A 25,463-nucleotide genomic window follows, 5' to 3' on the forward strand; every position below is an offset into this window, starting at 1 on the left:
GTCAGGGGCGCAGGTCCAGGCGGGTCACCAGGTCGAGCAGGGCGAAGACGAACAGGGCGATGCTGACGAACCCGTTGGCGGTGAAGAACGCCCGGTTGACCTTGCTCAGGTCGTCCGGCTTGACGACCAGGTGCTGGTAGCCGAAGGCGATCGCGGTCAGCGCCAGCCCGATCCACCAGAGCCAGCCGAGACCGACGAGCGCACCGAACCAGAGGAGCAGCGCGAACGTCACCACGTGCGCGACGGTGGAGGCGTGCAGTGCGAACCGCAGCCCGTACCGGGCGGGCACGCTGTGCACCCCGATCTTCCGGTCCACCTCGGCGTCCTGGCAGGCGTAGATCAGGTCGAAGCCACCGATCCACAGGCCGACGGCGGCTCCGAGCACCCAGGCCGGGCCGGAGCCGGCGAACGTGCCGGTGACCGCGAGCCAGGCGCCGACCGGGCCGACCATCTGGGCGATGCCGAGGATCGCGTGCGGCCAGTTGGTGAACCGCTTGCCGTACGGGTAGACGATCAGCGGCACCACCGCCAGTGGCGCCAGCACCAGGCAGAGCGGGTTGAGCAGGGCTGCGGCGGCCAGGAAGAAGGCAAGCGCCACGCCCGCCCCGGTCCAGGCCGTCCGCAGGCTCACCGCCCCCGTCACCAGTTCCCGGTTGACGGTACGCGGATTCCGCGCATCGATCCGCCGATCCAGAATCCGGTTCGCCGCCATGGCAAACGTTCGCGCCCCCACCATCGCCACAGTGATCAGCGCCAGATCCCCCCACCGCACCCGCCCCCCGTCGACCGCCATAGCCGTCAACGCCGACAGGTAAGCGAACGGCAACGCAAACACCGAGTGCTCAATCGCCACAAGCCGCAGGAACGCCTTCACCCGCCCCCGCGATCTTGCACTTTCGGTCGGGGCAGAGCTGGACGAAGCAGACGAATCAGCGACCGAAACCGCAAGATCGCGGGAAGAAGAGGGGTCGCGCGGGGAGGGCGGGGCGGGGGTTGTCATCAGATGCCGTATTCCTTCCAGCGCTTGTCGACCAGGGAGACCACTTCGGGGGTCATGGTCATTTCCTCGGGCCAGCCTCGGGTGTAGCCCTCGCTGGGGAGCTTGCGGGTGGCGTCGATGCCGGCCTTGCCACCCCAGAACTGCTGGTACGAGGAGTGGTCCAGGTGGTCCACCGGGCCCTCGGTGATCAGCAGGTCACGGGCGTAGTCGACGTTGCCGAAGGCGCGGAACGCCACCTCGTTGTAGTCGTGCACGTCGCAGTCCTCGTCGACGATCACGATGAGCTTGGTCAGCGACATCATGTGCGCGCCCCAGATCGCGTTCATCACCTTCTGCGCGTGCTTCGGGTAGCGCTTGCGGATCGACACGATCGCGCAGTTGTGGAAGACCCCGGCGGCCGGCAGGTCGTAGTCGACGATGTCCGGGATGAGGAAACGCAGCAGCGGGGCGAAGATCCGCTCGGTGGCCTTGCCCAGGCCGTGGTCCTCCTGCGGCGGCTTCGAGGTGACGATCGTGTGGTACACCGGGTCGCGCTGCATGGTCATCGCCTCGACGTGCAGCACCGGGAACGGCTCCACCGGGGTGTAGAAGCCGGTGTGGTCGCCGAAGGGGCCTTCCGGCAGCCGCTCGCCCGGCTCCAGGTAGCCCTCCAGCACCACCTGGGCGTGCGCCGGCACCTGCAACGGCACGGTCAGGCAGTCGACCATCTCCACCCGCTCACCGCGCAGGAACCCGGCGAACAGGTACTCGTCGATGTCGGCGGGGAGCGGCGCGCTCGACGCGTAGCTGACCACCGGGTCGCAGCCGATCGCGATGGCGACCGGCAGCCGCTGGCCGAGCCGCTCGGCGACGGCGTGGTGCGCGGTGGAGTTCTTGTGGATCTGCCAGTGCATGCCGAGGGTGTTGTGGCTGTGCTGCTGGAGCCGGTACAACCCGAGGTTGCGCTTGCCGGTCTCCGGGTGCTTGGTGTGGGTCAGCCCGAAGTTGTGGAAGATCCCGCCGTCGCCCGGCCACACCTGAAGCCCGGGCAGCCGGTTCAGGTCGACGTCGTCGCCCCGGTAGATCACCTGCTGGCAGGGGGCGGTCTTCACCTTCTTGGGCGGCATCGACTTGAGCTGCATCACCTTGCCCAGGCCGCCCATCATGCCGGAGAAACCCACAGGCAGTTCCGGCTTGAGCATCTCGCCGATCCGGTTGCCGATCTCGTCCAGCGACTCGACGCCGAGCGCCATCGCGGTCCGCTTCTCGGTGCCGAACAGGTTGATCGCCACCGGCATCTCGCCCCGGGTCGGCCGCTCGAACAGCAACGCCGGCCCGTCGGCCCGCACCGTACGGGTCACCACCTCACTGATCTCCAGTGTCGGGTCGACCGGCACGCCGACCCGGCGCAGTTCGCCGGCGCGCTCCAGCGCGGCCAGGAAATCCTTCAGATCGGTGTAGGGAAACCCACGAGCAGCCATGTCAGCAAGTCTCCCCCACTGTGCTGCCGATCCGGCCGCCCGGGTCAGGTGGTGTGGGCGGCATGGTGTGCGTTGCACCACAGCCTGTGCCAGAACCGGGCGACAGCGACGGAACCCCGGTCACCTCGTTGTACGGCGTGTCCCGGGTGACGAACTGGTTCCGTACCGCCGGAGGTCGGCTGCGTGACAGTTGGCTGCTCGTGGTCGAGGTGACGCTGGCCACCACCGCCTCCTGGTTCGTCGCCAGTCGGCTGCTCGGCGGCCCACACGGCAGCGGTGACCCCTCGGCGTTCTACGCCCCGGCCGCCGCGCTGGTGCCGCCGGGCCAGGAACTCGAACCGACCCGCCTCTACGACGCGCTGATCGGCGGCTTCATCGCGTTGCTGATCACCCAGGTCGTCGGCGCGCAGTCGCCGCTGCGCCCGCTGGACACCGAGGGACGACGGACGTTCGCGGAGCTGTCCGGGGTGCTCGACGACATCCGTCAGGCGGTGCAGCGGCACGACGACCAGGCGGCCCGGTCCGCCTTCGGGCGGGCTCAGCAGTTGGACTCGCGCACCGCCGCGCTACGCCTGGCCGTGTCGGTCGCCGACGAGAACCTGCGCCTCGCGGTCTGGGAGCGGGGCAGCCGGTCCCGCGTCGATGCCGCCCGGTCCGCCGCCGACCACGTCGACTACGCGGTCCGCAACACCCGTACGCTGGCTCGCTCGACGGTGGTGCTGGCCCGGCTGCCGCAACCGCCGCCGCCGCAGCTCGGCACCGCGCTGGCCGGGCTGAGCCGGCTGGCCGGCTGCGCCGCCGCGGTGCTCACCGCCGTCGTCGCCGGCGACCGCGACACGGCCGACCGGCACGTCGACCGGGCGGGTGCGGTGGCGCTCGACACGGTCCGGGCGATGACGCCGCTGGTCCGGTACGAGCAGCCGTTGCCGGTCAGCACGATCGTCGGCCACATCCGGATGGTGGCCGTCGACCTGCTGCGCAGCGCCGGTGCCGACAAACCGGACGTACTCGACGGGATCGACGCCGCTCTCGCCCTGCCCAGCGGGCATCGAACCGGCGACAGCTGACCCGTCGACGCGGATCAGACGTCGGCGTACGAGTGCAGGCCGGTGAAGAAGATGTTCACGCCGAAGAGGTTCATCATCATCGTCGCGAAGCCCAGGATGGCCAGCCAGGCGACCAGGTTGCGCTTCACGCTCGGCGTCGCCCGTGCGTGCAGGTAGCCGGCGTAGATCACCCAGGAGATGAAGGACCAGGTCTCCTTCGGGTCCCAGCCCCAGGGCCGGCCCCACGCCGCCTCGGCCCAGACCGCCCCGGCGATCACCGCGAAGGTGAAGATCGGGAACGCGAAGGCGTGCAGGACGAAGGTGAGCCGCTCCATGCTGGCCGCCGCCGGCAGCCGCTTGGCCAGGGTGTACGGGAAGCTACGCTTGCCCCGCTCGTAGCCCGCCCGCATCAGGTACGCCACCGCCGGCACCGCGCCGAGCAGGAACAGCCCCGAGGCGAACACGATTGTCGACACGTGCACGATGAACCAGTACGAGTTGAGCGCCGGCACCAGCGGCACGATCGGCGTATAGAGCACCAGCTCGGCGGTGGCCACCAGCAGCACCATGACCAGGGTCAGGAACAGCCCGAGTCGGCGCAGCGACGGCACCTTCACCAGCACCACCAGCCAGGCGACGACGCCGATGAACGAGACCGTGAGCACGAACTCGTACATGTTGCCCCAGGGCATCCGCTCGGCGGCGATACCACGGGTGACCAGCCCGGCCAGGTGCAACGCCGCGCCCAGCGCGGTCAGCCCGACCGCGATCCGACCGGCCAGTACGGCGCGCCACGCCGTGCGCTGGGCCGGACCGGCGGGATCGGCGACCGGTGTGCCCCGCTCGGTCACCACGCCGCCACCGGCGCCAACCGCCGCACCGACCAGCTCGCGGGCGGGCGCGGTCACGGCCACGGCCCGGGAGTTGCCCAGGGCGTACTCGACCGCGTGACCGATCATCGCCAGCAGGTACACCATCGTGGTGATCGACACCAGCTGGTCGGAGAGTGCGGACATCACTTGGCCCCTTCTCGCGCGTCCGGTACGCCGTCGACCTCGTCGGCCGGCCGTTCGCCGCGCATCGCCGCCACCAGTTGGGCGAACTCGTCGGCGAACCCGGGATGCTCGGTACGCGGCAGGCCGCCCACCTCGATCAAACTACTACCGCGCGTCGGAGATCCGTCGGCGGGGTCGGCCGCATCAGCCGAAAGGAGCCGTACGAAGACCCGTCGACGCCTGACGAACAGCGACCCCATCAGCCCCAGCACCAGGCCGACCGAGCTGATCAGCAGCAGCGTCGTACCGGGGTCGTACCGCACGGACAGCACGATGTACGGCTCGGAGCCCAGGAACTCGACAGTCGTGCCGTCGTCAAGGGTCCAGCTCTCCCCGAGCCGCAACTCCTTCGCGCCGATCTCGGTGAGCCGGCCGTTGCGCACCTGACGCTGGTCGAGTTGGTACACCGAGCCGGGGATGCCGCCGTCCAGACCCAGGTTGCCCCGGTAGGCCACCAGGCCGAGCAGCGGGTTCTCCTCGGTCGGGTGCTCCGAGCGGGTGAACGGGGGCTCCTGGGGAGCGGTCGGCAGGTACAGCCCGTCGAAGGCCATCTGCAGGTCCGGCTTGCGCTCGCCGGTCGCCGGATCGACGTTGGCGTCCGGGAAGGCGGCCAGCCCTTCGCTGGTCAGCCCGAGATCACCGTTGCTGAGGAACGGCACCGCGCTGGTCTGGCTGCGACCGAACCGATCGGTGTAGCGGATCACCGGGGCGTACCCGTGCCCGAGCAGGTAGACGTTCGCCCCGTCGAGGCGCAGCGGCGAGTTGACCGAGAACTCCGCCGTCCGGGGCGGGTCGCCGTCCTCGTCCACGGTCACCTTCGCGTTGTAGAACGACGGCTGACCGGTCGGCAGGAAACGGGCGTCGAACTCGTCGAGTTGCAGGCAGAACCGGGGCAGGTCGTCGCCGACCCGCGGGCCGAGCTTCACCTCGGCGTACTGCTGGCGGGTGTTGCAGAAGACGTGGTCGGCACCGGCGACGAGCAGCCGGTTGCCCTGCCAGCCGTACCAGGAGCCGAGGGCGACACCGAGCAGCACCAGCACCATCGAGGTGTGGAAGATCAGGTTGCCGGTCTCCTTGAGGTAGCCCTTCTCGGCGGAGACCTCGTCGCCGCGGACCACCACCCGCCACCGACGACGCCGCAGCGCCTCGGCGACCGCCGCCACGCCACCGTCGGGCGCGGGCACCACCGTGTGCTGCGGCAGCCGACCGAGCCGCTTCGGTACGGCCGGAGGCCGGGCCCGCAGCGCCCGGACGTGGTCGACCAGCCGGGGCGTGATGCACCCGATCAGCGAGGTGAACAGCAACAGGTAGATCGCGGAGAACCAGACCGAGCTGAACGCCTCGAACGCGCCGATCCGATCCAGCCACGGGGCCAGATCGGGGTGCTCGGTGAAGAAGTCGCGGACGTCCTCCGGGTTGACACCGCGCTGCGGCAGCACCGAACCGGGGATCGCGGCGACCGCGAGCAGGAAGAGCAACACCAGCGCGGTACGCATGCTGGTCAGTTGCCGCCACGAGTTGCGCGCCAGGGCGAGCAGCGGGTTGGTACGGCGGCGAGGCGCCTCCGCCGGTGCGCCCGGTCGGTCGTCCACAGCGGTCATCAGATGCTCACCTGGAAATCGCCCACACCGATGGTGGTCTGCAACCAGATCACGACGTTGGTCCAGCCGCCGGTGACCAGCGCCAACCCGATCATGATCAGGAGTACGCCACCGATCCGGGTGACCCAGCGGCTGTTGCGCCGGATCGCCTGGAACACCCCGAGCAGCCGGTTGAAGCCCAGCCCGAAGACGACGAACGGAATCCCCAACCCCAGGCAGTACGCCACCGCCAGCACCACCGCCCGGTCGGTCTGCCCGCTGGTGGCGGCCATGCCGAGCACCGCGGCCAGGGTCGGCCCGGTGCACGGCACCCAGGTCAACGCGAACACCGCACCGAGTACGGGTGCGCCGAGCAGACCGGCGCTGGGCAGCCGGTTGATCCGCAGTTCCCGCTGAAGGCCGGGCAGCACCCCGAGGTAGCCCAGCCCGAGCAGCACCACGAGACCGCCGATGACGATCTCCAGTGGACGCTTGTAGTCGAAGAAGACCCGGCCGATGGTGCTGAACAGGATCGCGGTGCAGACGAAGACGACGGTGAAGCCGACGACGAACAGCAGCGTCCCGGCGAGCACCCGACCCTTCACCCCGGCCCGGACCCGTTCCGCGCGTACCACCGTGCCGACGCCACCGCTGCGCTCGGCTGCTGCGCCGTCGGCGGAGGTGGCGGTGTTAACAGGGGTCCCTTCCTCTACCGCAGGCGTTAACAAGGTGCCCTTCCTTGCACCTCTGCCTTCCAGGTCGGCGCCGGCCAGCCCGGTGACGTACGACAGATAGCCGGGCATCAACGGGAGCACGCAGGGCGACAGGAAGCTGACCAGCCCGGCCAGCGCCGCCGCGCCCACCGCGAGCAGCAACGGGCCGGAGACGGCGAGTTGCCCGAAGGTCTCGCCCATCAGCGTTGGCCGGACGGCGCGGGGGACTCCGCGGCGATCCGCTCGACGATGGGTTGCAGGCCCTCCTGCCGTACGGCCGCCCGGATCACCACCGCGATCCGACCCTCCCGGTCGAGCACGACGGTGGCCGGGATGGTGTTCGGCGGGATGTCCATGTCCAGGGCCAGCCGGCTGCCCGGGTCGAAGATGCTCGGGTAGCTGACCCGGCCCTCCTCGAAGGCGATCGCCTTGTCCCGGCTGTCCTGCACGTTGATGCCGAGGAAGGTGACCCCGGAGTCCTTGGTCGCCTGGTAGGTGCCTTCCAGGTCGTCGGCCTCCGCCCGACAGGGCGCGCACCAGGAACCCCAGAAGTTGACCACGACCACCTGACCACGCTGGTCGGCCACGTCGTAGGAGCCACCGGTGAGCAGCTCACCGGTGATCTTGGGGGCGTCCGAACGTTGCTCCGGACCGCACTCGACGATGCCGTTCGCGCTGTCACAGGTCGACTCACGCCCGCCGCCGGTGCAGCCGGTCAGCACCGCCGCCAAGGCGACGGCGAGCAGCCCGACGACCAGCCTGGGGGCAACCATCTCAGGCTCCCTTGGCCGTCCGGGCACCCGGCGACATCGCGACCAGGTGCGCGGCCGGTTCCGAGTAGCCGATGCCGACGACCTTCGCGCCGTCGAAGTGGAAGGTGGTCAGCGAGGCCAGCCCGCACTGGCGGCGGCGCGGGTCGTGCCAGAGCCGCTTGCGCTCGACATAGCGGCGCAGCGTCCAGATCGGCAGTTGGTGGGAGACCAGGACGGCCTCGCGACCCTCGGCGGCGACCCGGGCGGCGTGCAGCGCGGCAAACATCCGCTCGGCGATCGCCCGGTACGCCTCGCCCCACGACGGAGTGACCGGGTCGCGCAGCACCCACCAGTTACGCGGGTCGCGGAACGAACCGTCGCCGGGCGAGACCCGCTTGCCCTCGAACCAGTTGGCGCTCTCGATCAGCCGCTCGTCCACCCCGACGGGCAACCCGAACTGCGCGGCGATCGGTTCGGCGGTCTGCTGGGCGCGTTCCAGCGGGCTGGCCACCACGTGCACGACCTCGCGGTCGGCGAGCCCCTGCGCGGCGGCCTTGGCCATCTGGACACCCAGCTCGCTGAGGCGGAACCCGGGCAGTCGGCCGTAGAGAATGCCGTCCGGGTTGTGCACCTCGCCATGCCGAAGCACATGGACCACCGTCTTACTCACCGTGCTATCCCCCCGTACCTGCCGCTGCCGCCGCCGCGTTGGCCGCCTCCGGTAGGGCGGCGGCTATCTGCTCCAGGGCGGCGTCGTCGATCGCCGCCGACACGAACCAGGATTCGAACGCGCTCGGCGGGAGGTACACCCCGGCGGCGAGCATCGCGTGGAAGAACGCCTTGAACGCGGGCACCTGCTGGGTGCGGGCGCTGTCGTAGTCGACCACGTCGGCGTCGGTGAAGAAGATCGAAAACATGCTGCCCGCGTACGACAGTCGGTGCGGGACACCGGCGGCGGTCAGCGCGTCGCCGGCGAGCTTGCCCACGACGGCGGCGGTGTCGTCCAGCTTGCGGTAGAGCGCGTCGTCGGCCAGCCGCAGGGTGGTCAGCCCGGCGGCGCAGGCCAGCGGGTTACCGGAGAGCGTGCCGGCCTGGTAGACCGGGCCGGCCGGGGCCAGCCGCGACATGATCTCCGCGCGCCCGCCGAACGCCGCGGCGGGCAGCCCACCACCCATGACCTTGCCGTACGTCCACAGGTCCGCCTCGACCGGGTCGAGGCCGTGCCACCCGGAGCGGGAGACCCGGAACCCGGTCATCACCTCGTCGATGATGAGCAGCGCACCGTTGGCGTGCGCGATCCGCGCCAACTGCTCGTTGAAGCCGTCCCGGGGCGCGATCACGCCCATGTTGCCCGGTGCAGCCTCGGTGATCACGGCGGCGATGTGCTGACCCTCGGCGGCGAACGCCTCCTCGACAGCAGCGATGTCGTTGTACGGCAGCACGATCGTCTCGCTGGCCGCCGCACCGGTGACGCCGGGCGAATCGGGCAGGCCGAGGGTGGCCACGCCGGAGCCGGCAGCGGCGAGCAGCGCGTCCACGTGCCCGTGGTAGCAGCCGGCGAACTTGATGATCTTCGAGCGACCGGTGTAGCCACGAGCCAGCCGGATCGCCGACATGGTCGCCTCGGTGCCCGAGTTGACCAGCCGAACCTGCTCGACCGGGGTACGCGCGACGATCTCGGCGGCCAACTCCACCTCGCCGGGCGTGGGCGTACCGAAGCTGGTGCCGTTGGCGGCGGCAGCCTGCACCGCCGCGACCACCTCGGGGTGGGCGTGGCCGAGAATCAGCGGCCCCCACGAGCACACCAGGTCGACGTAGCGCCGGTCGTCGGCGTCGTACAGCCAGGGGCCCTCACCGCGAACCATGAAGCGGGGCGTCCCACCGACGGCGCGGAAGGCGCGCACGGGAGAATTCACCCCGCCCGGCACGATGGCGCGAGCGCGGTCGAACAGGGCCGCTGAGGCCGGCGCGTCGACCGGGTAGCGGTCGGATCCGGCGGAAGTCACCTCGGTCACGATGCCGCCATTGTGTCAGCGTCAACCTGGGGACCGGCAGGCACCCCGGAACGGGGTTACCAGGCTCACCTGCGAAAGGCCACCCCGGGCCGGTTCGCCTCGACAGGCCGGACGTGCGAGATCGCGATAGGCTGATCCGGTGGATCGTGCCGAACTGTCCATCACCGTACACCGAACGGGCGACGAAGCAGTCCTCCGCCTTGCCGGTGAGATCGACATGCTCACGGCCGCCCAGCTGTCGACCGTCGTCAACGAGGTCCTCGCCGAGCCGCCGCCCCGGATAGTGCTCGACCTGGGCGGAGTCACCTTCTGCGACTCGCAGGGCCTCGGCACCCTCGTCGTGCTCAGCCGCAAGGCCAGCCACGCCCAGAGCCTGCTGATCCTGACCAACGTCGGCGAGTTCCTGCTCCGCGTCCTGGACATCACCGGCCTCCGCAGCGCCCTGATGATCCGCAACGACGCCCCCACCCCCTAACCACCCCCCACCCCGCCCCGGCACCCCGCTCACGGCCCCAGGGGCCACAGCCCTCGCGCGCCCCGCCGATGCGGATGACCGCTGACCGAGTCCGGCGCCCACGGCCACGGCCACGCCCACAGCCCACGCGCGCGCCCACCCGCTGCGGATGACCGAGTCCGGCGCCCAGGGTCGTGGCCACGCCCTGACCGCCACGACTCCCGCGCCGCGCCCCACGCCCACGCCCACGTACGCCCACGTGATCTTGCACTTGTGGTCACCCTCACGCCGCCTTTGCCCCGTTATGCCCCGACGAAAGATGCAAGATCGCCGCAGGGAGGACGGGTGACACGACCACGTCCACGACCCTCACGTCGCGGCACCCGCGATCTTGCACTTGCGGTCGCCCTTATGCGGTCTTTGCCCCGCTACGCCCCGACGAGAAGTGCAAGATCGCGGCATGGAGAGCAGCGACGCGACCACGCCCACGCTCGTGACGGACTCCGCGATCTTGCGCTTGCGGTCACCCCTATGTCGCCTTTACCCCGTTACACCCCGACGAAAAGTGCAAGATCGCGGCGGGAAGGGCGTGACGCGCAAGGGCGAGGGCGGCGCGCGGGGGCGAGGGTGGCGGGGATGGTGGCGAGAGCGGGGGCGGCGGCGCGGTGAGAGTGGGGAGGGTGGGGTTAGTCGGGGGTGGGGCCCCAGCGGGCTTGTTCGAGGGTGGCCAGGGCTTGGGCGATGGCGTCGGGGTTGTCGTCGGCGGAGCGTAGGAGGGTGGTGGCCTCGTCGACGGCGTCGGTGAGCAGGCGCCACTGGGCGTCGCGCTCGCGGACCATCTCCGACTGGGCGGCCAACTGGCGGGTCTTGGTCCAGAGTTCCACGAAGACGGAGACCTTGGCCCGCAGCACCCACGGGTCGAAGGGCTTGGTCAGGTAGTCCACCGCGCCGACCGCGTAGCCGCGTAGCGCCAGTTGGGCGTCCCGGTCGGCGGCGGTCAGGAAGATGATCGGTACGTGTCGGGTGCGTTCCCGCCGCTTGATGTGGCTGGCCGTCTCGAAGCCGTCCATGTCCGGCATCTGGGCGTCGAGCAGGATGACCGCGAAGTCGTCGACCAGCAGTTGCTTGAGCGCCGCCTCCCCGCTCTCCACCGCCACCGACTGCACCGGCAACCCCTGGAGGATCGCCTCCAGGGCCATCAGGTTCTCCCGGCGGTCATCGACCAGTAGCGCCTTTGCCACCTGCGTCACGAGCCCTCCTCGGTACGGCTGCCACTGATCCAGGAGCCCATCAACTCGATCAGCTCGTCCAGGTCGACCGGTTTGGTGATGTAGTCACTTGCCCCCGCCGCGATCGCCGACTCCCGGTCGCCGGGCATCGCCTTGGCCGTGAGGAAGACGATCGGCAGATCGGCGAACCGGTGGTTGCGCCGGATCTGTCTGGTGGTCTCGTACCCGTCCTGGTCAGGCATCATGGCATCCATCAGCACGATGTCGACCTCCGGGTGCTCGGCGAGCAGGCGTACGCCGTCGTTGCCGTTGTCGGCGTAGAGCACCGTCATGCCGTGTAGTTCCAGCGCGCTGGTCAGGGCGAACACGTTGCGCACATCGTCGTCGACGATCAGCACCGTGGCGCCGTCCAGTTGGCGGGTCTTCGGTGCCTCGGGCTGCTGTGGCAGCAACTCCACCGGCGGCATCAGCAGCGACGACGGCAGGCCGGCCCGCTGCGGGGAGGGTGGTGCCGGGGCGACCACGGCGTCCGGCGCCAGCACGTCGGGCAGGTAGAGGGTGAACGTCGAGCCCTGGTTGGGTGCCGAGCTGACGGTGATCGTGCCGCCGATCAGCCGGGCCAGGTCGCGGCTGATGGACAGGCCCAGGCCGGTGCCGCCGTAGCGGCGGCTGGTGGTGCCGTCCGCCTGCTGGAACGCCTCGAAGATCAGGGACAGCTTGTCGTCGGAGATGCCGATGCCGGTGTCGATCACCGTGAACGCGATCACCTGACGGGCGTTGATCAACGCCGGTACGTCGAAGACCACGTGCTCCGGTGCCCGGGAGATGCGCAGCGTCACCGCGCCGTTGTCGGTGAACTTCACCGCGTTGGACAGCAGGTTGCGCAGGATCTGCTGGAGTCGCTGGGCGTCGGTGACCACCGCGGGCGGCAGGTCCTTGGCCACCCGTACCTGGAAGTCCAGGCCCTTCTCCTCGGCCTGCGGGGCGAACGCCTGCTCGACATAGCTGCGGATCTCGGCGAAGCGGACCTCGGTCGGCTCCACGTCCATCCGCCCCGCCTCGATCTTGGACAGGTCGAGGATGTCGTCGATCAGGCGCAGCAGATCCGACCCGGAGCCGTGGATCGTCCGGGCGAACTCGATCTGCTTAGGGGTCAGGTTGCGCTCCGAGTTCTCCGCCAGCAGCCGCGCTAACAGGAGCAGCGAGTTCAACGGCGTACGCAGTTCGTGGCTCATGTTCGCCAGGAACTCCGACTTGTAGGCCGAGGCACGGGTGAGCTGCTGCGCCTTCTCCTCCAGACCGAGCCGGGCCATTTCGATCTCCCGGTTCTTGGTCTCGATGTTGCCCTTCTGCTCCGACAGCAGGGTCGCCTTCTCCTCCAGTTCGGCGTTGGTGCGCTGCAACTCCGCCGACTGTTCCTGCAACTCGTGGGCCAGCCGCTGCGACTGGGCGAGCAGTTCCTCCGTACGCCGGTTGGCCTGGATGGTGTTGACCGCGATGCCGATGGTGGCGACCAGCCGCTCCAGGAAGGACAGGTGCAACTCGGAGAAGGGCGTGACGCTGGCGAACTCGATCACCCCGAGCAGTTCACCCTCGAAGAGCACGGGCAGTACGACCAGGTCGGCCGGTGGGGTGTCGGCCAGCCCGGAGCGCAGCGTGATCCGCCCGTCCGGTACGGCGCCGACCCGGATCGTCCGGCGGGAGAGGGCGGTCTGCCCGACCAGTCCTTCACCGGGGCCGAAGGTGACCTCGTGGCCGCGGGACACGTAGCCGTACGAGGCGGTCAGCCGCAGCCGCATCACGCCCTCGGAGTTGTCCGCCAGGAAGAACGCGCCGAGTTGCGCGTCGACCAGCGGCGTCACCTCCATCATGATCATCCGGCAGACCTCGCCGAGGTCGCGCTGGCCCTGCAACAGGCCACCGATGCGGGCCAGGTTGGAGTCGAGCCAGCCCTGCTCGGCGTTCTTGTGGGTGGTCTCCCGCAGGGTGACGATCATCTGGTTGATGTTGTCCTTGAGCTCGGCGACCTCGCCCTGCGCCTTCACCGCGATCCGCTGGGTCAGGTCGCCCCGGGTCACCGAGGTCGACACCTGGGCGATCGCCCGCAGCTGGGTGGTCAGGGTGGAGGCGAGCTGGTTGACGTTCTCGGTCAGGTCCCGCCAGGTGCCGGAGACCCCCTTCACCTGGGCCTGACCACCGAGCTTGCCTTCGATGCCGACCTCGCGGGCCACCCGGGTGACCTCGTCGGCGAACGACGACAACTGATCCACCATCGTGTTGACGGTGTTCTTCAACTCCAGAATCTCGCCCTGCGCGTCGACGGTGATCTTCTGCGACAGGTCACCGTTGGCGACGGCGGTGGTGACCGAGGCGATGTTCCGTACCTGGCTGGTGAGGTTCGACGCCATCGAGTTCACGTTGTCGGTCAGGTCGCGCCAGGTGCCGGAGACGCCCTTCACCTGGGCCTGACCACCGAGCTTGCCCTCGGTGCCCACCTCGCGGGCCACCCGCGTGACCTCGTCGGCGAACGACGACAGCTGGTCCACCATCGTGTTGACGGTGTTCTTCAACTCCAGGATCTCGCCCTGCGCGTCAACGGTGATCTTCTGCGACAGATCACCCTTGGCCACTGCGGTCGAGACCTGGGCGATGTTGCGTACCTGGCTGGTCAGGTTCGACGCCATCGAGTTCACGTTGTCGGTCAGGTCACGCCAGGTGCCGGCCACCCCGCGTACCTGGGCCTGACCACCGAGCTTGCCCTCGGTGCCCACCTCACGGGCCACCCGCGTGACCTCGTCGGCGAACGACGACAACTGATCCACCATCGTGTTGACGGTGTTCTTCAACTCCAGAATCTCGCCGCGCGCGTCAACGGTGATCTTCTGGGACAGGTCACCCTTGGCGACCGCGGTGGTGACCGAGGCGATGTTCCGTACCTGGCTGGTGAGGTTCGACGCCATCGAGTTCACGTTGTCCGTCAGATCCCGCCAGGTGCCCGAAACCCCCTTCACCTGGGCCTGACCGCCCAGCTTGCCCTCGGTACCCACCTCACGGGCCACCCGGGTCACCTCGTCGGCGAACGACGACAACTGATCCACCATCGTGTTGACGGTGTCCTTGAGCTCCAGGATCTCGCCCCGGGCGTCGACGGTGATCTTCTGCGACAGGTCACCCTTGGCCACCGCCGTGGACACCTGGGAGATGTTGCGTACCTGGCTGGTCAGGTTGCCGGCCAACTGGTTGACGTTCTCGGTCAGGTCCCGCCAGGTGCCGGAGACCCCGCGTACCTGGGCCTGACCGCCGAGCTTGCCCTCGGTACCCACCTCGCGAGCGACCCGGGTGACCTCGTCGGCGAACGACGACAACTGATCCACCATCGTGTTGACGGTGTCCTTGAGTTCGAGGATCTCGCCCTGCGCCGCCACGGTGATCTTCTGCGACAGGTCACCTCGGGCGACCGCCGTCGACACCTGGGCGATGTTGCGCACCTGGGCGGTCAGGTTGGACGCCATCGAGTTGACGCTGTCGGTCAGGTCCTTCCAGGTGCCGGCGACGTTGGGCACCTCGGCCTGGCCGCCCAGCTTGCCCTCGGTGCCCACCTCACGGGCCACCCGGGTCACCTGCTCGGCGAAGAGCCGCAGGGTATCGGTGAGCGAGTTCATGGTGTCGGCCAGTTCGGCGACCTCGCCCCGGGCGCTCACCGTGATCTTCTGGCTCAGGTCGCCCTTCGCCACCGCCGTCGCCACCTGGGAGATCGACCGCACCTGCCCGGTGAGGTTCGACGCCATGGTGTTCACCGAGTCGGTGAGGTCCTTCCAGGTGCCGGCGACGCCGCGTACGTCGGCCTGGCCGCCGAGCTTGCCCTCGGTGCCCACCTCGCGGGCCACCCGGGTCACCTCGTTGGAGAAGGACGAGAGCTGGTCGACCATGGTGTTGACCGTGCGGCCGATGCGCAGGTACTCACCGCGCAGCGGGCGGCCGTCGATCTCCAGCGCCATGTGCTGGGAGAGGTCACCGTCGGCGACGGCGACGATGACCCGCGCGATCTCGGTGGTGGGTCGACCCAGATCGTCGATCAACGAGTTGACGGCCCGCTGACCTTCCGCCCACGAGCCGTCCAACCCCTCTTCGTCCAGCCGCTCGGTCAGCCGGCCGTCCCGACCGACGATCCGGCTGATCCGCCGTAGATCCAGATGCTGCCGCTCCTGGAGCGACACCACGTCGTTGAAGGCGTCCGCCACCTCCCCGGCCGCGCCGGAACGCCGCGGAAGCCTGACCTTGAGGTCACCGCCGCGCACCCGGCGCAGCGCCTCCGCCAGCTCGGTGAGGACCGCCTCGTGGTCGGCGACGCTGATCTCCGCGGTCGCCGACTGTTTCGCCGTGGTCATCATTCCTCGCTCACCTCGGGGTCCACCGGCTCGCGCCGGGTCACCCCATCATTGTCCCCGTGACCTCGAAACCGCCACGACGCATCGCCGCCCGGGTTACGGACGCGAACCCCGATCGGTTTGGCACACCAGGGGTGGCGGTGGAGGATACGAGGGTGGCAGCGGAGGCGGGGCCCGCGGCGACCGGAGGCCCACACGAGCATGTACGACGTGTCCGGCTTCCGGCGGATCGTCGTACGCCGGCGGCGGCGCGGGCCGTCGTGCGGTCCGTACTCGCCGAGGCTGACCTGGACGAACTGCTCAACGAGGCACTTCTGCTCACCACCGAGCTGTCCACCAACGCCGTCGAGCACGCCCGCACCGAACTGGACGTCGAGGTAAGTGCCGACGCGGCCGGGTTAACCGTGACCGTGTCCGACTTCGCCTCCGGCCCGGTCGACGAACTCACCGTCGGGGTACGCAACGCGGCGACGGAGATCACCGAGGTCGCCGAACGCGGCCGGGGACTGCTGCTCGTCGATCACTTCGCCAGCCGCTGGGGCACCACCTACCTGCCCAGCGGCAAGGGCGTGTGGTTCCGGCTGGACCGGCGCAGCCCATCGGGGGACGCCCGGACGACGTCGGCCGGTGAGGCGGACGGCACCGCAGCGAGCACCGCGCCCAGCGCCGGGGCGATGAGCACGCTGATGCAGACCCTGCCCGATCCGTACGCCGAGGATCCGCTGCCCGACTTCGCCACGAACCTGCTCACCCGGGTGGCGGAGATGATCGGTGCCGCCGGAGGTGTGGTGCGACTGGATCGTGGCGACGGGCAGGGCACCCAGGTGCTCGCCCGGTACGGTCGGCAGCCCCGGCCCGGTCACGACCTGCTCCGGGTGCCGCTGGCGGTGCATCGCCCGTACGCCGGGGAACTGGAACTGGACGCCGCGCCCACCGCGTACGCCCGCCCGCTGGCGGTGCTGACCGCCGAGCGGCTCTCGCTGCACCTGGAGAACGACCGGCTGCGCCGCGCCGACGTACGCCGACAGGCCTGGCTCACCTTCCTCGCCGAGGCCAGCGAACTGCTCGCCCAGTCGTTGGACGTGGAACTGACCATGGCGCTCGTCCCGCAGCTGGTGGTGCCCCGGCTCGGTCAGTGGTGCGCGGTGCACACCACCGACGAGTGGGGACGGCTGCGTCTGGCCGCCGCCACGCACGCCGACGAGGCGATGCTGCCGCAGTTGCACACGACGCTGCGGGAATCGGGTCCCGACTCGATCCAGGCCCGGCTGCGGGAGGCCAGCCGCAACGGCACCCAGACGCCGCTGGGCGCGCCGATGGAGGGCTTCGCCGTACCGTTGATCGCCCGAGGTCAGCGCCTCGGCACCCTGGCGGTCGGGCGACACCAACGGCACCGACACGACCCGGACGAGATCGCGGTGCTGGAGGACGTGGCCCGCCGCGCCGCCCTGGCGATCGAGAACGCCCGGATCCACGCGGAACGGCGACGCATCGCCCAGACCCTGCAACAGTCGCTGCTGCCGCCGGTGCTGCCGGTGGTCGACGGCATCGGTTTCGCCGCCGAGTACGTCCCGACCGGCGGCGACGCCGACGTCGGTGGTGACTTCTACGACGTGGTGCCGCTGCCGGACGGGCGCTGGCTGGTGGTGATCGGCGACGTCTCGGGCAAGGGAGTGCAGGCCGCGGCGGTCACCGGGCTGGTCCGGGACGTGATCCGGGTGCTGGCCGGCGACGGCAAGCCGCTGCCCGAGTTGCTGCCCCGGCTCAACGAGACGCTTGTCGAGCGGGGTGCCGGACGGTACTGCACGCTGGCGTTGGCCGTGGTCGCGCCGAGCGAGGGCGATCGGCTCGACGTCGAGCTGCACCTGGCCGGGCATGATCGACCGTTGCTGCTGCGTTCCGGTGGTGGCCCGGCCAGCTTCGTCGGCAGCGGCGGCACCGCGCTCGGCCTGCTCGAAACGATCAGCTCACCGTCCTCGGAGATCACCCTCGGCCCTGGTGACTGCCTGGTCTTCTACACCGACGGGGTGACCGAGCGCCGCCGTGGCCGGGAGCTGTTCGGCATCGGTCGGCTGCGCGACGCCGTCACTCCGCTCGCCGGCTACCCCGCCGACGTGGTGGCGGCCCGGCTGCGCGCCACCGCGATCAACTTCTCGGTGGAGGAGCCGCGCGACGACATCGCCATCCTCGTCCTCCGCAACGACGCCGCCGGCTGACCGGCCGCGCCCGCTGTTGTCAGACGCCGCCGGTGACACAGCCTGTCCGGCCGCAAGACGCCGCGGCTGACACAGCCTGCCCGGCCGCCGACGCCGCGGCTGACGCAGGCCGACCGCTGTCAGAGGCCGCCGGGGAGTCGGCCGGGAGCGAGTCGGTGGCCCGGGTCGAGGTGCTGCTTGACCGCGCGGAGGCGGGCCATGCCGACCAGCTCACCCCAGAGATCGACGGCCCGCCGGACGGCCGGTGGCGCGGAGAGCACCACGCATCGGCCCTGCCGGGCCAGCAGCACGCTGCGGACGGCGGCCAGGATCGCCGCCACCCGGTCGGGCGCGAGCGAGCCGGGCAGGGCGGCGTGCACCACGCCCAGGCCGGCTGAGCCACGCACCGGAACCGGCGACCCGGCCGCGTCGCGCAGCGCGTACACCGCCGCGTGCAGGTCGGTGATCGGCACCTCCAGCCTCAGCGCGGTGTCGCCGGGGGCGAAGGGATAACTGCGCCACCAGGGCGGCGCCGATCTGGCCACCGTCGCGCGGGCACCGAGCAGCGACACCAGCCGGTCGCTGCGCTCCGCCACGTCGGAAGGGCCGCCCTCCAACAACACCACGAGCGAACCGGCACCGGCCGGGCTGGCCGGTGACCGCCCGGTCATGGACGGATGACGGGCCATCGCGGCCGCCCGCGCATCCCACGGCATCCGGTCCTTTCCGCCGACCGGCAGGTCCAGTTCGATCGCGGCCGGGTCGAGGCGGGCGGCGAGCACCGCGCGGATCAGGTCGTGCACCTCCAGCGGCGTCCAGACCGGTCGGGTCACCCAGACCCGGCAGGCCGGCATGGCCTGCACGCGCAGGGTGGCGCTGACCAGCACACCGAGCGCCCCCTCCGAGCCGCACAACAGCCGGGCCTGGGCCAGCCCGGCGGCACCGCCGTCGGCCTCGGTCAACTCCCCGTCGGCGGCCAGATAACGCAGGCTGACGAGCTGGTCACAGGCGGTGCCGTGCCGGTGCCGCAGCGGACCCGCCTCGTCGGCGGCGAGCACACCACCGATGGTGGCGCCGGGCGAGGGTGCGTCCACCGCGAGCCGCTGGCTGGTGCGTTCCAGGGTGGCCTGCACCGCCCGCAGTGGCGTGCCGGCGCCGACCTCGGCGGCACCCTGACCGGGCGGCCGATGCCCGATGCCGGCCAGTCGCCCGGTGTCGAGCATGATGTCGACCCGCTCGGGCGGGGCACCCCAGTCGATTTTCGTGCCGGCCCCGCGCGGGACCACGCTCAGGTCGTGCCGTGCGGCCAACCGGAGCACCCGGGCCGCCGCGTCGGCACCGCCGGGAACCGCCACCCAGCGGGCCGGCCGCCCGGCCACCTCGTCGGCGGGGCCGGCGAACCGGGCGAAGCGCGGGCCACAGATCTCGATCAGTCGGCGGGTGATGTCGAGGGCACCGGACGTGCCGGTGGAACGTGCTGGCACCATGTCGCGATCGTACATGTGTTCGAACGATTCGGTAGGTACTTGCTACCGACGGGAGCCGAGCAGTGCCGGTAACGTGACGCCGTGACCACCGAGACCCCCGCACCCGTGGCGAAGCGGGTACCCACCGAACGCGTCCACCACGACGACATCGTCGTCGACGAGTACGCCTGGCTGGCCGCGAAGGACGATCCGGAGACCATCGCCTACCTCGACGCCGAGAACGCCTGGACCGAACGGCGCACAGCCCACCTGTCCGGGCTGCGGACCGAGTTGTTCGAGGAGATCCGTCGACGCACCCAGGAGTCCGACCTGTCGGTACCGACCCGCAAGGGCGGGTACTGGTACTACACCCGTACGGTCGAGGGCCGGCAGTACGGCGTGCACTGTCGGCGGGCCGTACGCGACGGCGAGACCACGCCCCCGATCAGCGCCGACGGCGCTCCGCTGGACGGCGAGGAGATCCTGCTCGACGGCAACCTGCTCGCCGAGGGGCACGACTTCTTCGCCCTGGGCGCCTTCGACGTCAGCCCCGACGGGCGTTTTCTCGCCTACTCGACGGACTTCTCCGGCGACGAACGGTTCACCCTGCGGATCAAGGATCTGGTCAGCGGTGAGCTGCTGCCCGACGAGATCCCGGGCACCTTCTACGGCACGGCCTGGTCGACCGACGCCTCCGTGCTGTTCTACGTGACGGTGGACGAGGCGTGGCGCCCGCACCGGGTCTGGCGTCACGTGATCGGCACCGCCGCCGCCGACGACGTGGTGGTGCACGCCGAGGACGACGAACGCTTCTGGGTCGGGGTCGAGCTGACCCGGTCGGAGCGGTTCATCCTGATCGACATCGCCAGCAAGCTCACCAGCGAGGTACGGGTCATCCCCGCCGACAACCCGACCGGCGAACCCGCGGTGATCGCACCCCGCCGGCAGGGCGTCGAGTACTCGGTGGAGCACCACGGGCACCGGTTCCTGATCCTGCACAACGACGGCGCCGAGGACTTCGCCCTCGCGTACACCTCGGCGGACGCCCCGGGCGACTGGGTGCCGATGATCGACCACTCCCCCGGCACCCGGCTGGAGGCGGTGGACGCCTTCGCCGACCACCTGGTCGTCACGCTGCGCAGCAACGGCCTGACCGGCCTGCGGGTGGTGCCGCTCGACGGCGGGGACGCTCACGACATCGAGTTCCCGGAGCCGCTGCACACCGTCGGCCTAGACGGCAATCCCGAGTACCGCACGGACCGGCTCCGGCTGCGCTACACCTCGTTGATCATCCCCGACTCGGTGTACGACTACGACCTGGCGACCCAGGAACTGACGCTGCTGCGCCGCCGGCCCGTGCTGCCCGGCCCGGACGGTCAGCCGTACCAGCCGGAGGACTACGAGCAGCAGCGGGAGTGGGCGCTGGCCGACGACGGCACCCGGGTGCCGATCTCGCTGGTCTACCGCCGGGGTACGCCCCGCGACGGCTCGGCCCCCTGCGTCATCTACGGCTACGGGTCGTACGAGGCCAGCATGGACCCGTGGTTCTCCGTCGGCCGACTGTCCCTGTTGGACCGTGGGGTGATCTTCGCGGTGGCGCACATCCGGGGCGGCGGTGAACTGGGCCGCCGCTGGTACGACCACGGCAAGATGCTGGCCAAGAAGAACACCTTCACCGACTTCGTCGCCTGCGCCCGCCACCTGGCCAAGGCCGGCTGGACGGCCCCCGACCGGCTGGTCGCGCGCGGCGGCTCGGCCGGCGGCCTGCTGATGGGCGCGGTCGCCAACCTCGCCCCCGACGCCTTCACCGGCATCGTCGCGCAGGTGCCGTTCGTGGACGCGCTCAACACCATCCTCGACCCGTCCCTGCCACTGACGGTGACCGAATGGGAGGAGTGGGGCAACCCCCTCGCAGACCCCGAGGTGTACGCCTACATGAAGTCGTACACCCCGTACGAGAACGTCGCGCCGCTGGACTACCCGGCGATCCTCGCGATGACCAGCCTCAACGACACGCGGGTGCTCTACCACGAGCCGGCCAAGTGGATCGCCCGGCTGCGGGCCGTCGCACCACAGGGCGACTACCTGCTCAAGACCGAGATGGAGGCCGGCCACGGCGGCCCCAGTGGACGGTACGACTCCTGGCGCGAGGAAGCCTTCATCAACGCCTGGATCCTGGACCGCTTCGGCCGCGCCTGACCGGCCCTGTCGTCCCCTCTTCCGCGGCGCCGGCTGCTCACCCGCTGCCGGCGCCGCACCGCCCCCCTCCCAGGCCTGCTCATCACCCTCCCGGGCCTGCGCCACCACCCCCTCCCGGGGCCTGCGGCGCCACCTTCCTGGGCCTGCCCAGCCCTTCCCGAGCCTGCGCCGCCACCTTCCTGGGGCTGCACCGCCGCATGGCCTGCTCAGCGGTCCATGATCACGCTCGATCCCGGATCGAGTTGCCTCGCTCGCGCGCTCAACCACTCGATCCGGGATCGAGCGTGACCTTGGCGGGTGGGCGAAGGTCACCTGCGACCTCTGCCCTGACCTGCCGTGTGGTCCGGCCGGGAGGAGTCGGGAGCCGCCGGTCGCGGGGGCGGGCTTCCCGCTGGCCGCTTCGGGCTGTGCAAGCTGGTGAGGCTAGCGGCGCGGGGATTACCGGGCGGCACCCGCTCTGGCCGCGCGTCTCGCGCCGCCACGTGCTGTCCCGCAGCGGACGTCCGAGCAGGCGTCCCCGGCGGGCTCACCGCCAGACCGTCGTCGGCATACGTCAGCGCAGGCATCGTCGGCGAACTCACCACGGGTTGGTCGTCGCCGTACGTATGGACGGGTGCCGTTCGTGCGCTCGCGGACGCGCCGCGGGTGGCCTTGTGTTCTTCGTCGGCGCGCGGGCCCATGTCGTACCGGTCGGCGACCCAGTCGGCCAGCGCGACCATGTTCGCGACATCCTGCATCTGCCCCGGGTCCTCGTAGAGTTTCTGCAGGTGAGGATCGTTGGAGATGAGGTACGCGACGGCGATGGCCCGTTCCAGGCGCTCCTTCTCGTGCTTGAGCAGGTGCTCCCCTTCCTCGTTGAGGGTCGCTTTCCAGCTTTCAACCTGCGCTTCGGTGATGGGTTCCCGGGGTTCCGGTGCTGACTCACTCGGCGCAGGCGGCGACTCGTCGTCACCGGATGGCTGGGAGCTCTGCGCTTCATCGCCTGGTTGGTTCGCCGCGGCTTGCTGAGATTCGCGCGTCGGCTCACTGGGATCGGACCCCGGCGCACGTTCACCCGACGCCTGCCGGTCCTGCTGCCCGGCACCCGCTTGCTGCCCGGCACCCGCTTGCTCCCCAGCGCCGGCGTGCTCTGCGGCAGCGGCCGGTCGGGGTTTCGGCGCAGACTCGCTGATCCCGAAGTAGCGCAACATTCGCAGCAAGCGCAACATGCGCAGAAACCGGTGCACGGCAACGCGCGGCCAGCCTAACGGGCCGTCCTTCAGGTGACCGTTGACCAGGCTTGCAGCGACGTCACGGGCATCCTTGATCTGTTTCTCACTCAGCGACGGCGTGTTGTCGGCCGGACCACGCTCAGACCCGTTGTTCGCGCGGGCGTTTTCCAGCGCGAGCCGGAGATCCCTGTCCAGGGCGCGTTGCGCGGCGCGCAATCCGGGGGACGCTTCTGGGGGCAGCTCCGACATCTTTGTCCACATGCCGTCACCAACGGGCCGACATGCCGAGCGGTTCACGCCATCGGACTCCCGGCGCGGCAGGCAGGTAGGGCTGGGCATACCCCGGAAGGTGGGTTCAGTCGGCTGGGGTCGGGACAGTTCGTTCAATAGCGTCGTCGGCATGACATCGGTACCAGCGACCCACCTCGCCCAGGCTCTGCGCCATCGCCGATATCCGCTGACCAGTTGGCCGTGGCGAGCCCTGGCCTACCTGCTGACCAGTGTGCCGCTGGCCGGCGTACTCTCGCTCGGGTTGTTGGTCGTGGTGACGCCGCTGGATGAAGCTGATGGAGATCAGCGAGGGCGTACGAGATCGACGGTCAGGCGAAGGCGACGAGGTCGCGGCCAGCAGGTCGGCCGGCACCGCGGATCTGGACTGTGCCGAAGTGGCTGTCGAGCAGGTGCCCGCTACCGCTGAGCGCGATGACCCGCGCCGGTCCGCCCTGGGCGGCGGTGACGGTCATCCGCTGTCCGCGCACCATGGCCGTCTGCCTGATCCTCAGCAGGACGGCCAGTGCGGCGCAGTCGAGGAACCGCAGACCCTTCAGATTGAGCGTCAGGTGCGTGACCCATCGGGGCGCCAGCAGGCGTCCGAGGTCATGCTGAAGGTGCGTGATCGTGGACAGGTCGGCCTCACCTGTCATAGTCACGTACCGGGTGCCGGGCCGTACGTCGTAATGCTCGAAGCGCAGCAGTTCGTCCATGGGAAGACTCGGTCCCTGCCCTGGCGAAGGGCGTTCAGAGAGCCGGAGAGGTTGCCACCGTCAATCCGGGGCCGGGGAGGACAGAGCTGAAGCACGACAGTGCCGACCTCGACGTGGTGTTTAGGACACCAGCCGCAACGCTACCCGCGCCTGGCCGTCGCGGCCAGTTCCCGCCGCTCAGCAGTGCCGGCGCAGGGCCACCACGGCGACGTCGTCCTGGATCTCGTCGGGGGCGAGTTCGTCGAGCAGCCGCTGACAGAACCGGTCGAGGTCGGCATCGACCCGCACGGCGCTCGCCGCCAGCGCGCCCAGTCCCTCGTCGATGTTGACGTCACGCCGCTCGATGAGACCGTCGGTGTAGAAGACGATCGTCGCCCCGGGTGGCAGCACGAACTCCAGGTCGGCGGGGCGCGGTGCCCGTACCCCGAGCAGTGGTGCGGAGTGCTGCACGTACTCGGTCTTGCCGTCCATGCTGATCAACGGGGGCAGGTGACCGGCGCTGGCCAGCCGGACCTGCCCGGTGGCCGGGTCGAGCAGCAGTACGCAGATGGTGGCCAGTTCGGTGGGCAGCAGCGTACGCATCAGCTCGTTGACCCGGTGCAGGATCTCTCCCGGCTGGTGGCCCTCCACCGCGTACGCCCGCAGCGCGTGACGCAGCTCGGCCATCACCGTCGCGGCGTGCAGCGAGTGGCCCGCCACATCGCCGATCGCCAGCAGCAGGTGACCGTTGAGCATCACCAGCTCGTAGAAGTCGCCACCGATCTCGGTACGGGCGCTGGCCGGCTCGTAGCGGACGGCCAGATCGAGCCCGGCGATCTGCGGGATGCGTTGCGGGAGCAGGCTGCGTTGCAGGGTCACCGCGATGCGATGCTCCTCGTCGAAGGAGCGTTGCGCCTCGACCGCGGACGCCACCGCCTGCGCCAACTGGCGCAGCACCGGTGTCTGGGCGGTCTGCGTCGCGGTGGGCACCACGACGTAGAGCGGCGCCCGGTCGTCCCGCAGCCGGCCGGCGGCCACCGTCACCGTGTCGTCCGGTGGCCACTCCACCAACGCCCAGGCGGCTGGTTGTTCCACCCGGACGGTGGCGCCGATCGGGGTGTCGCTGTCGTCGACGACCCACGGCACGACGCGGCTCGGGGCACCCGGCCCGGCGCAGACCCCGGCCAGGCATTCCCCGTCGAAGGTTTCGGCGATCACCGCGGCGGGACTCTTGAAGATCTCCGCGGTCCCGGCCGCCGCCAGTTCCAGCAGTTGGTCGAAGTTCGGCGCGGCGTGCACCGCGACTGTGGTGTCCGCCAACCCGGTGAGGCGTTCGGCGAGCAGCTCGGCACGTTGCCGCGCCTGGTAGTAGCGGAGCACCGCGTGGGCGGTGGCGATCAGCTCCTCCGGATCGATCGGCTCCGCCAGGTACGCGTCCGCGCCCCGGGTCAGGCCCTGTGCGCGGTCGGTCGTGTCGATGGCGTGTGCCGACACGTGGATCACCGGCAGCGCGGGATGGGTCGACTTGATCCGCTCGCAGACCTCGAACCCGCTCAGGTCCGGCAGCCGTACGTCGAGAACGACCAGGTCGACGGGATCCACCTCGACCTGACGCAGGGCCTCGCTGCCGCTCTCGGCCTCGATCACGGTGAACCCGGCCCGCGTCAGCCAGTTCACCAGCAGGTAGCGCTTGGTCCGGCTGTCGTCGACCACCAGAACGGTCGGCGGGGTTTCCACG

18 protein-coding genes are annotated in these 25,463 nt (G+C 70.3%); 4 read left to right on the forward strand and 14 right to left on the reverse strand.

From position 1 onward, the window contains the following. Nucleotide 1: 1 nt before the first annotated feature. Entirely contained in the window at nucleotides 2-1,000 is a 999-nt protein-coding gene (mqnP, locus tag JMF97_RS11665) for a menaquinone biosynthesis prenyltransferase MqnP (protein WP_203221605.1), read from the reverse strand. Next, nucleotides 1,000-2,460, reverse strand: coding sequence for a menaquinone biosynthesis decarboxylase (locus JMF97_RS11670; protein WP_203221606.1), 1,461 nt, complete (start codon nucleotides 2,458-2,460; stop codon nucleotides 1,000-1,002). The genes mqnP and JMF97_RS11670 overlap by 1 nt, the downstream gene beginning before the upstream one ends. 146 nt (nucleotides 2,461-2,606) lie before the next feature. Between JMF97_RS11670 and JMF97_RS11675 the strand changes: the two genes are divergently transcribed. Further along, a complete protein-coding gene (locus tag JMF97_RS11675) occupies nucleotides 2,607-3,527 on the forward strand; it encodes an aromatic acid exporter family protein (RefSeq protein WP_203221607.1) in 921 nt (306 codons plus the stop codon). Between the two features lie 14 nt (nucleotides 3,528-3,541). Here the strand turns inward: JMF97_RS11675 and ccsB are convergent, their stop codons facing one another. From ccsB to hemL, 6 genes are read right to left on the reverse strand one after another with little or no spacing between them, the layout of a single operon-like run. Continuing rightward, on the reverse strand, nucleotides 3,542-4,522 hold the full coding sequence (gene ccsB, locus JMF97_RS11680; protein ID WP_203221608.1) for a c-type cytochrome biogenesis protein CcsB: 981 nt from the start codon (nucleotides 4,520-4,522) through the stop codon (nucleotides 3,542-3,544). Next, nucleotides 4,522-6,162: a cytochrome c biogenesis protein ResB gene (locus JMF97_RS11685; RefSeq protein ID WP_013730978.1), complete on the reverse strand. Its 1,641-nt coding sequence runs from the start codon at nucleotides 6,160-6,162 to the stop codon at nucleotides 4,522-4,524. Before JMF97_RS11685 ends, ccsB begins: the two co-directional genes overlap by 1 nt. Then, nucleotides 6,162-7,055, reverse strand: a complete 894-nt coding sequence (locus JMF97_RS11690) for a cytochrome c biogenesis CcdA family protein (RefSeq protein WP_203221609.1) — start codon at nucleotides 7,053-7,055, stop codon at nucleotides 6,162-6,164. Before JMF97_RS11690 ends, JMF97_RS11685 begins: the two co-directional genes overlap by 1 nt. Further along, complete coding sequence (locus JMF97_RS11695; protein WP_203221610.1) at nucleotides 7,055-7,627, reverse strand: TlpA family protein disulfide reductase; 573 nt, start codon at nucleotides 7,625-7,627, stop codon at nucleotides 7,055-7,057. Before JMF97_RS11695 ends, JMF97_RS11690 begins: the two co-directional genes overlap by 1 nt. A gap of 1 nt (nucleotide 7,628) precedes the next feature. Then, on the reverse strand, nucleotides 7,629-8,276 hold the full coding sequence (locus tag JMF97_RS11700) for a histidine phosphatase family protein (RefSeq protein ID WP_013730975.1): 648 nt from the start codon (nucleotides 8,274-8,276) through the stop codon (nucleotides 7,629-7,631). Between the two features lie 4 nt (nucleotides 8,277-8,280). Further along, on the reverse strand, nucleotides 8,281-9,621 hold the full coding sequence (gene hemL / locus JMF97_RS11705) for a glutamate-1-semialdehyde 2,1-aminomutase (RefSeq protein WP_203221611.1): 1,341 nt from the start codon (nucleotides 9,619-9,621) through the stop codon (nucleotides 8,281-8,283). A 139-nt stretch (nucleotides 9,622-9,760) separates the two neighbouring features. On the opposite strand from hemL, the gene JMF97_RS11710 reads away from it, so the two are divergent. Further along, nucleotides 9,761-10,096: an STAS domain-containing protein gene (locus JMF97_RS11710; protein WP_013730973.1), complete on the forward strand. Its 336-nt coding sequence runs from the start codon at nucleotides 9,761-9,763 to the stop codon at nucleotides 10,094-10,096. 665 nt (nucleotides 10,097-10,761) lie between these two features. Here JMF97_RS11710 and JMF97_RS11715 read toward each other — a convergent pair. Both JMF97_RS11715 and JMF97_RS11720 read right to left on the reverse strand, forming a co-directional pair. Next, complete coding sequence (locus JMF97_RS11715; RefSeq protein WP_203221612.1) at nucleotides 10,762-11,325, reverse strand: response regulator; 564 nt, start codon at nucleotides 11,323-11,325, stop codon at nucleotides 10,762-10,764. Next, nucleotides 11,322-15,692 carry a hybrid sensor histidine kinase/response regulator gene (locus tag JMF97_RS11720; RefSeq protein WP_203221613.1) on the reverse strand — a complete coding sequence of 1,457 codons (4,371 nt, stop codon included), beginning with the start codon at nucleotides 15,690-15,692 and terminating at the stop codon, nucleotides 11,322-11,324. Before JMF97_RS11720 ends, JMF97_RS11715 begins: the two co-directional genes overlap by 4 nt. 155 nt (nucleotides 15,693-15,847) lie before the next feature. On the opposite strand from JMF97_RS11720, the gene JMF97_RS11725 reads away from it, so the two are divergent. Then, complete coding sequence (locus tag JMF97_RS11725; RefSeq protein ID WP_203221614.1) at nucleotides 15,848-17,908, forward strand: SpoIIE family protein phosphatase; 2,061 nt, start codon at nucleotides 15,848-15,850, stop codon at nucleotides 17,906-17,908. 119 nt (nucleotides 17,909-18,027) lie between these two features. On the opposite strand, the gene JMF97_RS11730 is transcribed toward JMF97_RS11725, so the two are convergent. Next, nucleotides 18,028-19,374, reverse strand: a complete 1,347-nt coding sequence (locus JMF97_RS11730) for an FAD-binding oxidoreductase (RefSeq protein WP_238359233.1) — start codon at nucleotides 19,372-19,374, stop codon at nucleotides 18,028-18,030. Between the two features lie 81 nt (nucleotides 19,375-19,455). Here JMF97_RS11730 and JMF97_RS11735 point away from each other — a divergent pair, with 81 nt between their 5' ends. Continuing rightward, nucleotides 19,456-21,552 carry a S9 family peptidase gene (locus JMF97_RS11735; RefSeq protein WP_203221616.1) on the forward strand — a complete coding sequence of 699 codons (2,097 nt, stop codon included), beginning with the start codon at nucleotides 19,456-19,458 and terminating at the stop codon, nucleotides 21,550-21,552. A gap of 308 nt (nucleotides 21,553-21,860) precedes the next feature. Here JMF97_RS11735 and JMF97_RS11740 read toward each other — a convergent pair whose 3' ends face one another. From JMF97_RS11740 to JMF97_RS11750, 3 genes are all read right to left on the reverse strand, one after another. Continuing rightward, nucleotides 21,861-23,012: a hypothetical protein gene (locus JMF97_RS11740; protein ID WP_203221617.1), complete on the reverse strand. Its 1,152-nt coding sequence runs from the start codon at nucleotides 23,010-23,012 to the stop codon at nucleotides 21,861-21,863. A 350-nt stretch (nucleotides 23,013-23,362) separates the two neighbouring features. After that, nucleotides 23,363-23,746, reverse strand: coding sequence for an STAS domain-containing protein (locus JMF97_RS11745; protein ID WP_203221618.1), 384 nt, complete (start codon nucleotides 23,744-23,746; stop codon nucleotides 23,363-23,365). A 177-nt stretch (nucleotides 23,747-23,923) separates the two neighbouring features. Next, nucleotides 23,924-25,462 carry a SpoIIE family protein phosphatase gene (locus tag JMF97_RS11750; protein WP_203221619.1) on the reverse strand — a complete coding sequence of 513 codons (1,539 nt, stop codon included), beginning with the start codon at nucleotides 25,460-25,462 and terminating at the stop codon, nucleotides 23,924-23,926. Nucleotide 25,463: the final 1 nt, after the last annotated feature.

It is taken from the genome of Micromonospora fiedleri, from assembly GCF_016774385.1.
Classification (GTDB): Bacteria; Actinomycetota; Actinomycetes; order Mycobacteriales; family Micromonosporaceae; genus Micromonospora; species Micromonospora gifhornensis.

What these genes read in the sequence shown, in the direction of transcription:
- mqnP (WP_203221605.1), bottom strand. Translation starts at nt 1,000, where the DNA reads ATGACAACCCCCGCCCCGCCCTCCCCGCGCGACCCCTCTTCTTCCCGC.
- JMF97_RS11670 (WP_203221606.1), bottom strand. Translation starts at nt 2,460, where the DNA reads ATGGCTGCTCGTGGGTTTCCCTACACCGATCTGAAGGATTTCCTGGCC.
- ccsB (WP_203221608.1), bottom strand. Translation starts at nt 4,522, where the DNA reads ATGTCCGCACTCTCCGACCAGCTGGTGTCGATCACCACGATGGTGTAC.
- JMF97_RS11685 (WP_013730978.1), bottom strand. Translation starts at nt 6,162, where the DNA reads ATGACCGCTGTGGACGACCGACCGGGCGCACCGGCGGAGGCGCCTCGC.
- JMF97_RS11690 (WP_203221609.1), bottom strand. Translation starts at nt 7,055, where the DNA reads ATGGGCGAGACCTTCGGGCAACTCGCCGTCTCCGGCCCGTTGCTGCTC.
- JMF97_RS11695 (WP_203221610.1), bottom strand. Translation starts at nt 7,627, where the DNA reads ATGGTTGCCCCCAGGCTGGTCGTCGGGCTGCTCGCCGTCGCCTTGGCG.
- JMF97_RS11720 (WP_203221613.1), bottom strand. Translation starts at nt 15,692, where the DNA reads ATGACCACGGCGAAACAGTCGGCGACCGCGGAGATCAGCGTCGCCGAC.
- JMF97_RS11730 (WP_238359233.1), bottom strand. Translation starts at nt 19,374, where the DNA reads ATGGTGCCAGCACGTTCCACCGGCACGTCCGGTGCCCTCGACATCACC.
- JMF97_RS11740 (WP_203221617.1), bottom strand. Translation starts at nt 23,012, where the DNA reads ATGTCGGAGCTGCCCCCAGAAGCGTCCCCCGGATTGCGCGCCGCGCAA.
- JMF97_RS11745 (WP_203221618.1), bottom strand. Translation starts at nt 23,746, where the DNA reads ATGGACGAACTGCTGCGCTTCGAGCATTACGACGTACGGCCCGGCACC.